At 29.2% G+C, this 12,217-nt stretch carries 10 protein-coding genes; 8 read left to right on the forward strand and 2 right to left on the reverse strand.

Translation table 11 applies throughout. The features are described from left to right. Nucleotides 1-3 precede the first annotated feature (3 nt). Nucleotides 4-687: an ATP-binding cassette domain-containing protein gene (locus GPX08_RS02775; protein WP_156625208.1), complete on the forward strand. Its 684-nt coding sequence runs from the start codon at nucleotides 4-6 to the stop codon at nucleotides 685-687. A gap of 229 nt (nucleotides 688-916) precedes the next feature. Here the strand turns inward: GPX08_RS02775 and GPX08_RS02780 are convergent, their stop codons facing one another. Then, nucleotides 917-3,532, reverse strand: coding sequence for a calcium-translocating P-type ATPase, PMCA-type (locus GPX08_RS02780; protein WP_156625209.1), 2,616 nt, complete (start codon nucleotides 3,530-3,532; stop codon nucleotides 917-919). 126 nt (nucleotides 3,533-3,658) lie between these two features. On the opposite strand from GPX08_RS02780, the gene GPX08_RS02785 reads away from it, so the two are divergent. From GPX08_RS02785 to GPX08_RS02805, 5 genes are all read left to right on the forward strand, one after another. Then, the gene (locus GPX08_RS02785; protein WP_156625210.1) at nucleotides 3,659-4,081 is read left to right on the forward strand and encodes a DUF327 family protein; all 423 of its coding nucleotides are present in this window, start codon (nucleotides 3,659-3,661) and stop codon (nucleotides 4,079-4,081) included. 130 nt (nucleotides 4,082-4,211) lie between these two features. Next, complete coding sequence (locus GPX08_RS02790; RefSeq protein ID WP_156625211.1) at nucleotides 4,212-5,924, forward strand: ATP-binding cassette domain-containing protein; 1,713 nt, start codon at nucleotides 4,212-4,214, stop codon at nucleotides 5,922-5,924. 215 nt (nucleotides 5,925-6,139) lie between these two features. Continuing rightward, nucleotides 6,140-6,454, forward strand: a complete 315-nt coding sequence (trxA, locus tag GPX08_RS02795; RefSeq protein ID WP_156625212.1) for a thioredoxin — start codon at nucleotides 6,140-6,142, stop codon at nucleotides 6,452-6,454. A 14-nt stretch (nucleotides 6,455-6,468) separates the two neighbouring features. Beyond that, nucleotides 6,469-7,335, forward strand: a complete 867-nt coding sequence (locus GPX08_RS02800; protein WP_156625213.1) for an FAD-binding protein — start codon at nucleotides 6,469-6,471, stop codon at nucleotides 7,333-7,335. A 209-nt stretch (nucleotides 7,336-7,544) separates the two neighbouring features. Then, entirely contained in the window at nucleotides 7,545-9,281 is a 1,737-nt protein-coding gene (locus GPX08_RS02805; protein WP_156625214.1) for an oleate hydratase, read from the forward strand. A gap of 125 nt (nucleotides 9,282-9,406) precedes the next feature. On the opposite strand, the gene GPX08_RS02810 is transcribed toward GPX08_RS02805, so the two are convergent. Beyond that, nucleotides 9,407-10,474: a nitronate monooxygenase gene (locus tag GPX08_RS02810; RefSeq protein ID WP_156625215.1), complete on the reverse strand. Its 1,068-nt coding sequence runs from the start codon at nucleotides 10,472-10,474 to the stop codon at nucleotides 9,407-9,409. A gap of 523 nt (nucleotides 10,475-10,997) precedes the next feature. On the opposite strand from GPX08_RS02810, the gene fabH reads away from it, so the two are divergent. Both fabH and acpP read left to right on the forward strand, forming a co-directional pair. Then, nucleotides 10,998-11,972 (forward strand): beta-ketoacyl-ACP synthase III, encoded by a 975-nt coding sequence (fabH, locus tag GPX08_RS02815; protein ID WP_156625216.1) that lies wholly within the window; start codon nucleotides 10,998-11,000, stop codon nucleotides 11,970-11,972. Nucleotides 11,973-11,984: 12 nt separating this feature from the next. Further along, nucleotides 11,985-12,209, forward strand: a complete 225-nt coding sequence (gene acpP / locus GPX08_RS02820; protein WP_156625217.1) for an acyl carrier protein — start codon at nucleotides 11,985-11,987, stop codon at nucleotides 12,207-12,209. The last annotated feature ends 8 nt before the right edge of the window (nucleotides 12,210-12,217 follow it).

Raw genomic sequence — 12,217 nt, forward strand, 5'->3', positions numbered from 1 at the left:
GAAATGCTTAAGATTAAAGGATTAAAGAAAAGATTTAATAAAACTGAAGTTTTAAAAGGTGTAGACCTAGAAGTGAATTTAGGAGAAATAGTAGTTATAGTAGGTCCTTCTGGTGGTGGTAAAACAACTTTATTAAGATGTGTAAATGGTTTGGAGTTTTGTGATGAAGGAACAATTGAAGTAGATAATAAGTATTTATGCGAAAGTGGAGTCTATAAAAATAAGAAAGAGTTTAATGAAGTAAGAAGATCTATAGGATTAGTATTTCAAAATTTTAATCTTTTCCCTCATATGAGTGTTTTAGAGAATTTAATAGAGGCACCAATAAGAGTTTTAGGGGATAAGGTAGACAAGGCAAAAGAAGATGCCAAAGAAATACTAGGGTTCTTAGGGCTAGAAGATAAAATAAATAATTATCCTTATGAATTGTCAGGTGGACAAAAGCAAAGAGTAGCTATAGGAAGGGCTTTAGCCTTAAATCCTAAATTAATGTGTTTTGACGAACCTACATCAGCTTTAGATCCAGGACTAACTGGAGAAGTAGCAGATTTAATAAGGTCACTTGCAAAGAATGGAATGAGTATGTTAGTAATAACTCACGATATGGTCTTTGCAGAAAAAGTAGCTGATAGAATCTACTCAATGAAGGAGGGGATTCTCCTAGAAGGAAACGTATTTACAATTTAGTATTAATTAATAATAGCCAAAGAATTTGTTGTGGAAATGATATGTATTAAATAAAAATGAGAGCAATAAAAATGAAAAATGAAGGAATGAATAAAGGAGGTTTTGCATGGCAAAACCCCCTTTATTTTAAGATGTACTTAAAAAATCTGTAAAGATTTTTTTATAAGCATTATTTAATTTTTTCATTCTTTAATTATAAGATGCTTTGCATTTTATTATATGCTTATAGTTATTTTTTTGATCTAAATAGGACTTTTATCAATTCATTTATTGCAAATGGAATTAATGAAATTAAAATAACTATTCCCCAATCATATAAGCTTAGAGAATAAACCTTAAATACAGTTGCTGTAAATGGTATTGTTATTATAGCAAATTGTAGTAGTATTCCAAAGGCTATAGAAGCTAAAAGCCACTTGTTCTTAAAAAATCCAATTTGGAATATAGATTTTCTGTCGCTTCTCATTGATAATGAATAGAAAAGTTGAGAAACACTTAGTACTACAAAGGCCATAGTTTGAGCATGTTTTAAGGAATCAGGATATAACTTTTCACCTAATACAAAGGCTAGTAAAGTAGTAGCACCAATTAATATACCATTTATTATTAATAGGATTCCCATTCGTCCTGCAAATAAGCTTTCATTTTGGGTTGTTGGAGGTAAATCCATAACTCCTTTATCACCAGGGTCTACACCTAAAGAAAGTGCAGGAAAACTATCTGTAATTAAGTTAACCCATAGTATATGGATTGCTTGTAATGGAGTAGGCCAATTTAATAAAATTGCTACAAATAAGGCTACTACTTCACCTAAGTTACAGCTTAGAAGGAATATAATAGATTTCTTAATATTATTAAAAATATTTCTTCCTTCTTCCACTGCTTTTACAATTGTAGTAAAGTTATCATCAGTTAATACCATATCAGCGGCACTTTTTGCAACATCTGTACCTGTTATTCCCATAGCAACTCCAATATCTGCAGCTTTAAGTGAAGGTGCATCATTAACTCCATCACCAGTCATAGAAACTATATTTCCGTGAGCTTTAAAAGCTTTTACTATCTTCACCTTATGTTCTGGAGAAACCCTTGCAAAAACTCTAAAGTTATTTACTACCTTTATAAAATCTTCATCGCTATAAGTATCTATTTCACTTCCAGACATAGCTTGAGATATATCTTCAGCTATTCCAAGGTCTTTAGCAATAGCAACAGCAGTATTTTTATGATCTCCAGTTATCATGATAGTTCGAATCCCAGCATTTTTACTTACTTCGATAGATGATTTCACTTCTTCCCTAGGAGGATCAATCATTCCCATAAGACCTACAAAAATTAAATTAGTTTCAAGATCGTTTATAAGAATATTATCACTGTCTAATTCTTTATAAGCTAAGGCTAAAACTCTTAAGGCATCATCTGACATCTTATTAGATGCATTAAGAACCTTATCTTTTTCAGCTTTTGAAAATTCTTTTATTTCGTTATTAATTAATATTTTATTTGAAATTTTCAATATGCTATCTATAGCACCTTTAGTAAATACAGTGTTTTTATTGTTATATTTATTTACAGTAGTCATAAGTTTTCTGTCAGAATCAAATGGAATTTCGTTAATTCTATTGTTAGAAGAGTTTAATTCTTCTTTTAATATATTAAGTTTGTTTCCTACTTCAATTAATGCTACTTCAGTTGGATCACCAGTTTGTTTTCCATCTTTTGATGTAGCATCATTGCAGAGAATCATACCATCAACTAATAATTTTGATTCATTGTTATTGATATCTATTTTATCTAAATCTTTAATTTCTTCATTTACATAAAATTTCTTTACAGTCATTTTATTAATTGTTAATGTTCCAGTTTTGTCAGAACAAATAATATTAACTGATCCGAGAGTTTCTACAGAAGGTAATTTCCTTATAATTGCATTTTCCTTAATCATTCTTTGAACACCAAGTGCAAGAACTATTGCAACTATAGCAGGTAAGCCTTCAGGAATAGCAGCAACAGCTAAACTTATAGAGGTCATAAACATCTCTAAAAAATCTCTTCCTTGGAACATTGATACTATAAACATAAGTATAGAAATACCTACAGCTACAAAACCTAAGATTTTCCCAAGGTGAGCAAGTTTTCTTTGGAGTGGAGTTGTGTTATCCTCTTCCTCATCAAGCATTTTTGCTATCTTACCTATCTCTGTATTCATGCCAGTGCCTACAACAATACCTACACCTCTTCCATATGTAACGAGAGTAGACATGAAAGCCATATTATGCTGATCACCAATAGGTAATTCTTTTTCATCAGTACTAGTGTCTGAATTTTTTTCAGAAGGTACAGATTCACCAGTAAAAGCTGATTCTTCTATTTTTAAATTTGCAGCCTCAATTAAACGTAAATCAGCAGGTATGTATCTACCGGCATCTATTATTACTATATCACCAATAACAACTTCCTCTGATTGTATTTCTATAATATTTCCATCTCTTTTAACTAATGCTTTAGGAGTAGACATGTTTTTTAATGCTTCTAAAGCTTTTTCTGCTTTAGATTCTTGAATTACACCAATTATTGCATTAACAAAGATTACGATTAATATGATTATTGCATCACTAAACTCCTTCACAACCATAGAAATAATAGCTGCAATAAATAAGATATAAATCATTACATCATTAATTTGTGCTAGGAATAGTTGAAGCATGCTTTTTTTCTTTTTTCCTTGAAGCTTGTTTAATCCGTTTTTCTCAAGTCTTGATTTAGCTTCTTCTGAAGATAATCCATTGACTTCATTAGAGGATAGTTCTTTTATTATTTCATCAGAATTTTTACTATACCACATTTTTACCTCCTTAATATCATAAAAACTATGCATAACTATAGTGTATTAATTTTTAGCTATAATAATACTAGAAGATGTGAGGAAATTAAAATTTAATGATATAATAGCTTTAAGGATGGTGAAAATATGGAAGTTAGAAGAATTAATAGCAAAGGTATAATTAAGCAAGATAGAAAAGTTGTTTCAGAAAAAAAAGATTTTTCTCAAAGTTTTAATCAAGCTAAGGAAAGAAGATCAGAAGAACAACTTAAAGAAATGATAGAGGAAATACATAAAAAAGGAAATAGATTAGTAGTTACAAAAACATATGGGGATGTAATAGCATATAAAAAAATGATAAAAGAATATTTAGAATCTATTTTAAATTTTATGTACAACACAAAAAAAGATATTAGTTTTTGGCAAACTCAATATTTTATAACTGTTGATACAATTGATGCGAAGCTTGAAGAGTTAACTACAGCCTTATTAAAAGGTGAAACAGATAATTTAAATATAGCTTCATCAATAGATGAGATTCAAGGGCTAATAGTAGATATCTATAGATAATTTGTAAAAAGATGTCATAGTTTACTTGAAAATTATTATCAATAAAGATATTATAAATTATAGTTATATATGAATCACTAAGAAATAATAGATAAATGTACTAAAAAATGTACTAACAGAAGGAGGAAAAATGGTAAAAAGATTTATTAGTTATTATAAACCATATAAGAAATTGTTTTTCTTTGATTTACTTGCAGCATTTACTACTGCAGCTTGTGATCTTGTTTATCCAATGATGACAAGAAATTTAGTTAACGATAGTATTCCTAATAAAAATATTAGAATGCTAGTTGTTTTTGGTGTTACTTTGCTAGCTATTTATTTTATAAAAGCAGCTTGTGGATATTTTATGCAATATTATGGACATGTTATGGGTGTAAATATGCAAGGAGATATGAGAAGAGATATGTTCTTACATCTTCAAAAGTTACCGAATACTTACTTTGATAACAATAAGACTGGTGATTTAATGAGTAGAATGATAAATGATCTTATGGATATTTCAGAACTTGCTCACCATGGACCAGAGGATTTATTTGTTTCATTAGTAATGTTAATTGGTTCTTTTACAGTATTATGCACAATTAATATTCCATTAACTCTTATTATATTTGCTTTTATACCGTTTATAGTTTTATTTACATGGAAGCAAAAAAATAAGATGCTAACTGCCTTTATGGAAACTAGGGTAGAAACATCAGCGGTTAATTCTAATTTAGAGAATTCTTTATCAGGAATAAGAATAACAAAGGCATTTGTTTCTCATGATTATGAAGTAGACAAGTTCCAAAAAGGAAATAATAAATTTAAAAGTGCAAGATCTAGAGCTTATAAGGTGATGGCAGAATATTTTGCGGGTGTAGGTTTTGGAATAGATTTTCTAGACTATGTAGTCTTAATTGCAGGTGGGATTTTCACGTATTTCAATATAATAAATTTAGGAGATTTCTTTGCATATCTTTTATATATAAAATTATTTACGCAACCAATTAAAAAGCTTGTTAACTTTATGGAGCAATACCAAAATGGTATGACTGGTTTCAAGAGATTTATTTCAATAATCGATGAAGAAACTGAAAATGATGGAGAAGTAGAGCTTAAAGATGTTAAGGGTAATATTGAATTTAAAGATGTACACTTTAGTTATGAGGAAAAGAGCATACTAGAAGGTATTAATTTAAATATTGAAAAAGGTAAGATGCTTGCTTTAGTAGGACCTTCTGGTGGGGGGAAAACTACTTTCTGTAATTTAATTCCTAGATTCTATGATGTTACAAAAGGTGATATTACTATAGATGGTAAGAGTATATATAATGTTACTTTAGAATCCTTAAGAAGTAATATTGGAATAGTTCAACAAGATGTATTTTTATTTACTGGAACAATTAAGGATAATATATTATATGGTAATCAAAATGCAACAGATGAAGAAGTAATAGCAGCAGCGAAAAGAGCAAATATACATGATTTCATCACAAAATTAGATGATGGTTATAATACTTATATAGGTGAAAGAGGAGTTAAACTATCAGGTGGACAAAAACAAAGAATTTCTATTGCTAGGGTATTTTTGAAGAATCCACCAATATTAATATTAGATGAAGCAACTTCAGCTTTAGATAATACAACAGAATATATGATTCAAAAATCCTTAGAAGAGCTTTGTAAGGGAAGAACTACTATAGTAGTTGCACATAGATTATCAACTATTAAGAATGCAGACGAAATATTAGTTTTAACTGAAAAAGGAATTGAAGAAAAGGGAAGTCATGAAGATTTATTAAAGGTTGATGGACTTTATAAAGAATTATATGAATCACAATTTTTAAATTTAAAGAAATAAAAATATAATAAATAGGAAAATATAATATAGTATATAAGTTGCAATCAAGTTTTTACATTTTATTAATTTATCCTTCATATTAAAAATATTTAATAAATTGAAATAGCTTGACAACTTATATAAAAATTAAAATATATGCTATTGACTATATTATGTAGAATAAAGTAAAATATCAATATAGATACCCACTAGGGGTATAACAGGAGGTAGTTTATATGGTAGAACACGGAAGTGAATTAAATTTTGAAGAATTAGTTTTAAAAAATGAAGGAGTAGTTTTAGTAGATTTCTGGGCAAAGTGGTGCGGTCCTTGTAAGATGATAGCTCCAGTTTTAGAAGAAATATCTAATGAAGTTACAGATGCTAAATTCATAAAAGTAGATGTGGATGAAAATGAAGATTTAGCAAATAAGTACGATATAATGAGTATTCCAACATTAGTAGTATTTAAAAATGGTAAGCCTGTGGAAACATTAGTAGGATTTATGCCTAAGGATAGCTTAAAAGAAGCTGTTACTAAGCATTTATAATTAGAGGTGAAACTTTGAGTGAAAGATATGATATTGCAATTGTAGGAAGTGGACCTGCAGGTTTATCAGCAGCTTTAAATGCAAAAATAAGAAATAAAAATTTTATTATTTTTGGGAATAAAAATTTATCTAGTAAAATAGAAAAAGCTCCTGGGATAAATAACTATCTTGGGTTCCATAATATAAGTGGAAATGATTTAAAGATAAAATTTCAAGAGCATATTAAAGAAATGGAAATAGAAATAGCTGAACATAGAATAGATAGCATTTATGCAATGGGAAGTCATTTTGTATTAATGTCAAATGATAAGTCCTTTGAAGCTACATCAATTATTTTGGCTACTGGAATTGAATATACTAAACCCTTAGTAGGAGAGCTTGAATACTTAGGAAGAGGAGTTAGTTATTGCGCTACTTGCGATGCTAATTTTTATAAAAAGAAAAGAGTTGCAATATTAGGGTATAATAAAGAAGCAGAAAGGGACGCAAACTATGTATCTGAAATAGCTTCTGAAGTATATTATGTACCTATGTATAAAGAGCCATATAACATCAATGATAATATTACTATTATTAAAGATAAACCTAAGAAGATATTAAATGAATCTGGTAATAGAACTTTAGTTTTAGATAATAATGAAATTGAAGTTGATGGTATTTTTATAATAAAGGATTCCATTTCACCTGCTCAATTAGTCCCAGGATTATTAATTGAAGATGATCATATTTCAGTAGATAGATATATGAAAACTAATATTAAAGGCTGCTTTGCAGCAGGAGATTGTGTAGGTAAACCATATCAATATATAAAAGCAGCTGGAGAAGGCAATATTGCATCATTAAGTGCAGTAAAGTATTTAGATGAATTAAATAAAAAATAGTATATTTTAATAACAAGCTTTAAGAAATAAATAATGTTTAAAAAAGTAAGGATGAAACAACATATTTTAATGTTTCATCTTTTATATTTTATTAAATTTATAAAGTTGTACTAGTTAGTCAACTTTTTTAAGGATAATACTTTTTTATTGGGGGAAACTGTATTATTATAAGAGTATGAAATAAAAATACTTACGAAAGGGTGAGGTTAATGAGTAAAAGAAATAAAAGTAGCAAAGTTAATCCATTATTAGTTGTAGGAGCTATTGCAGGTACGGCAGCGGTAATTGCAGCGGCAAAGAAAATAAAAGACAACAAGGATAAAAAATCTAATATGCTAACTTTTTCTGAAGGCTTCGTAGAAAGTGGAGATAGACAAATTTACTTTGTTGGTGGAGGCTTAGCATCTCTTGCTGGGGCAGTATATTTAATTAGAGATTGTAAAGTTAAAGGTGAAAACATCCATATAATAGAAAGTACAAATATATTAGGTGGAAGTAATGATGGTGCAGGAAACACACTAAATGGCTTTGTTTGTCGTGGTGGAAGAATGCTAAATGAAGAAACATATGAAAACTTCTGGGAATTATTTAGCAGCATTCCTTCAATAGATATGCCTGGAATGAGTGTTACAGAAGAAATATTAAATTTTGATCATTTACATCCAACACATGCACAAGCAAGATTAGTAGATAAAGATGGAAATATTTTAAATGTTAAGAGCATGGGATTTAATAATTCTGATCGTTTAGCTTTAGGTAAATTAATGATGATGCCAGAAGAAAAATTAGATGATTTAACTATAGAAGACTGGTTTAAAGATACTCCACACTTCTTCACTACAAACTTCTGGTATATGTGGCAAACTACTTTTGCATTCCAAAAATGGTCTAGTTTGTTTGAATTTAAGCGTTATATGGAACGTATGATATTTGAATTTTCTCGTATAGAAACTTTAGAAGGGGTTACTCGTACTCCATATAATCAATACGAATCTTTAATAGTTCCATTGAAGGAATACTTAAACAAACATAATGTAGATTTTAGTATAAATGCTACAGTTACAGATATAGATTTTAAACCAGGAGAAGGAATAACAGCTTCAGCAATTCACATAAAAAATAATGAAGAAGAAAATATAATTGAGTTAAGAGACGAAGACTTATGCATAGTAACTAATGGTTCTATGACTGATTGCGCGACTTTAGGAGATTTAAAAACTGCACCAAAATATCTTCCAAGTAATCCTCCTTCAGGAGATCTTTGGGAAAGAATAGCAAAGAAGAAATTAGGACTTGGTAATCCAGTTCCATTCTTTAATCATCCAGAGCAAACTAATTGGGAAAGCTTCACAGTTACTTGCAAAGGTAATAAGCTATTAAAGTTAATTGAGCAATTCTCTGGTAATATACCTGGAAGTGGAGCTTTAATGACATTTAAAGATTCAAGTTGGTTAATGAGTATTGTAGTAGCTGCTCAACCTCACTTTAAGAACCAACCGATGGATACTACTATTTTCTGGGGATATGGACTTTATACAGATAAGGAAGGAGACTATGTTAAGAAGCCAATGAAGGAATGTACTGGTGAAGAAATTTTAATAGAATTATTACATCATTTACATTTTGAAGATAAACAAGAAGAAATTATGGAAGACATAGTTAATGTTATACCATGTATGATGCCATATATAGATGCTCAATTCCAACCAAGAAAAATGACTGATAGACCTAAGGTTGTTCCAGAAGGTTCTACAAACTTTGCATTAATAAGCCAATTTGTAGAAATACCAGAAGATATGGTATTTACTGAAGAATATTCAGTTAGAGCTGCAAGAATAGCAGTTTATAAATTATTAGGTGTTACTCACAAGGCAATAATACCTGTAACTCCTTATAAGAAGGATAAAAAAGTATTATTAAAAGCCTTGAAAAAATCATATAGCTAAAATGAGCTGCCTAAAGGGCAGCTCATTTTAGAATTCTTTCATTCTTTCATTCTTTCATTCTTTCATTCTTTCATTCTTTCATTAATGTTAAAACTCTTAGAGTTTTAACATTAACTTATAATTTCTTATTGTGCTAATGATTGTCCCATCATCTCATCAATTAATTCTTTAACATATAAAAGTTTATCGATTCTATAGGCATTTCCACCACAAAATACAAGTCCATTTTCAACGTCACCTTTTACAGATTTAATTAAGGCAGAACTTATACAGTATGGAGTAGTGCCTGGGTTACAAGGAATTAAACAGTCATAACATTTAGTGATCTTAACTCTTTGAGTTTTTAATGTTTCAGTCAATTTATTTCTTATTGCTCTTCCAGGCATTCCTACAGGACTAATTGTAAGCTCAATATCTTCTTTTTTACAATTTACAAAAGCATTTTTGAAGTTTGGATGAGCATCACATTCATGTGTTGCAACAAATCTTGTAGCCATTTGAACACCGCTTGCTCCAAGGTTTAAGTATCTCATCATATCTTCATGAGTAAATACGCCACCAGCAACAACTACAGGAATTTTTTTGCCGAAGTCTTTTTCAAAATTTTTAACTTCTTCAATTACAGCTGATACATATTTGTCGAAATTAACTATATCATTATCTAGATTATTTTTCTTAAAACCTAGATGACCACCAGCTAATGGGCCTTCTACAATTACAGCATCAGCAGTTCTATTAAAATGTTTTTTCCAGTAACTAAGTACTAATTTACAAGCCTTAGCAGAAGAGACTATAGGAGCTATTTTAATTGAGCTTCCTACAGTTATTTCTGGTAAGTTTAGAGGTAATCCAGCACCTGAAATAATTAAATCAGCTCCAGCCTCTATTGCTGTTTTAACATGTTCTATATAGTTATTCATAGCTACCATAGCATTAACACCAATAATGCCATTTAAGCTTATTTCTTTTGCTTTTTTTATATGTTTAGTTAATCCTCTTAAGTTTGCGGCAAGGGTATTTTTTTCGAAATCCTCCTCCATATATCCTGGGTGAGCAGCTGAAATAACGCCTATAGCACCATTCTTTGCTACATTACCAGCAAGATTAGATAAAGATACTCCAACTCCCATTCCCCCTTGAATTATAGGGACCTTAGCTATTAAATCACCAATTATTAATGGCTTTATACTCATAATGTATCTCCTTTTAGTTTGATATAATAATATTTTGATTATCAAAATATTATTATTAGTATAAGCCAGAAATTTGAAAAATACAATATATAAGTTTAAATAAATTATTTATATCAATTTAATTCTATAAAATTAAAAGTGAAAAAGCTGATATGTATAATATCATAATTGAAAGCATAGATTATTTAATTCTTTATATAAGCTTATTAAATATTCATCTAACATAAACATGATTTAATTAAACTATAATTTAATAAAATGTATAATATATGTCAAAACTTATATATTAAAATTAAATTACTATTATTGACAAAATAAAAGAATGGTATTATTATGGTGATATTACTTTGATAGTCAAAATATTTGAATGTTTTTAATGAATGTGATTTATCAAAGTTATAGATTCAAATAATTTTAATTATAACTACAAAGTGTAAATAGTAGCTTATTATAAACTAATACTTTGATAGTAAAAATATTTGATAAAAAAATAAATCTTATTTATTTTAGAAAGAGGCGTTCAATGAAGGGAGCTAAAATACTTGGGGTTGGTAAGTATTGTCCTGAAAATGTAGTTACTAATTTTGACTTAGAAAAAATAGTAGAAACTACAGATGAGTGGATAGTAAAGAGAACCGGAATTAAAGAAAGAAGAATATCTAATGGGGAAGGAACTGTGGAAATAGCTTATAAAGCAGCACTAGATGCTTTAAAGAATAGCAATTGTAGTAAAGATGATATTGATTTAATAATCGTAGCTACTACTTCGCCAGATAAGATAATGCCATCTACAGCTTGTAGTATACAAGGGCTTTTAGACTGTAGTAATGCAGCAGCCTTTGATATATCAGCAGCTTGCTCAGGATTTGTATATTCTTTGATTATAGCAGATAGCTTAATTAAATCTGCAGGAAAGAAAAGAGCGTTAATTATAGGAGCAGAGGTTTTATCTAAAATAGTTGATTGGTCAGATAGAAGTACTTGCGTACTCTTTGGTGATGGAGCAGGTGCAATGGTTATTGAAGCTTCGGATGAAAATTCAATTATTAGTTCTTGTTTTGCATCTGATGGGAAACTAGGAGAAAAAACTTTAGTAGCAGCTGAAATTAATTTAAACACACCTTTTGTAAAAAGTGAAAATATAGAAAAAAGATATATAGAAATGAAAGGTGGAGAAGTCTTTAAATTCGCAGTTTCTATATTACCAGAGATAGTGAATGATGTCTTAATTAAGGCAAATGAGGATTTAGAAAATATTAAATATATAGTTCCTCATCAAGCTAACTCTAGAATAATAGATGAGGCGGCAAGAAGACTTAAAGTAAACAAGGAAAAGTTTTATGTTAATGTTGATAGATATGGAAATACTTCAGCAGCAAGTATTCCAATAGCATTAAGTGAGCTTTTAGAAAAAGGCCTTATTAATAAGGGAGATAAAATAATCTTAGCAGCCTTTGGTGGAGGATTAACCTGGGCTAGCACATTAATTAAATTTTAGGAGGAATAAAAAATGGTATTTGAAAAAATTAAGGAAATCGTAGTTGAACAATTAGGAGTAAATGAAGAGGATGTAAAGATAGAAACAAACTTTATAGAAGATTTAGGAGCTGATTCTTTAGATTTATTCCAAGTAGTTATGGATTTAGAAGATGCTTTTAATGTAAAAGTTGAGCATGTTGAAAACATAAAAACTGTTGGAGATGCTGTTAAATATATTGAAAGCGTAGTTAAATAATAAACTAA

The sequence above is a fragment of the Clostridium tertium genome (genome assembly GCF_902652255.1).
GTDB classification, from domain to species: Bacteria; Bacillota; Clostridia; order Clostridiales; family Clostridiaceae; genus Clostridium; species Clostridium tertium_A.

Bases quoted from the DNA above. Each gene is read 5' to 3' on its own strand.
- GPX08_RS02775 (WP_156625208.1), top strand. From the start codon at position 4: ATGCTTAAGATTAAAGGATTAAAGAAAAGATTTAATAAAACTGAAGTT.
- GPX08_RS02780 (WP_156625209.1), bottom strand. From the start codon at position 3,532: ATGTGGTATAGTAAAAATTCTGATGAAATAATAAAAGAACTATCCTCT.
- fabH (WP_156625216.1), top strand. From the start codon at position 10,998: ATGAAGGGAGCTAAAATACTTGGGGTTGGTAAGTATTGTCCTGAAAAT.
- GPX08_RS02805 (WP_156625214.1), top strand. From the start codon at position 7,545: ATGAGTAAAAGAAATAAAAGTAGCAAAGTTAATCCATTATTAGTTGTA.
- GPX08_RS02810 (WP_156625215.1), bottom strand. From the start codon at position 10,474: ATGAGTATAAAGCCATTAATAATTGGTGATTTAATAGCTAAGGTCCCT.
- trxA (WP_156625212.1), top strand. From the start codon at position 6,140: ATGGTAGAACACGGAAGTGAATTAAATTTTGAAGAATTAGTTTTAAAA.
- GPX08_RS02785 (WP_156625210.1), top strand. From the start codon at position 3,659: ATGGAAGTTAGAAGAATTAATAGCAAAGGTATAATTAAGCAAGATAGA.
- GPX08_RS02790 (WP_156625211.1), top strand. From the start codon at position 4,212: ATGGTAAAAAGATTTATTAGTTATTATAAACCATATAAGAAATTGTTT.
- acpP (WP_156625217.1), top strand. From the start codon at position 11,985: ATGGTATTTGAAAAAATTAAGGAAATCGTAGTTGAACAATTAGGAGTA.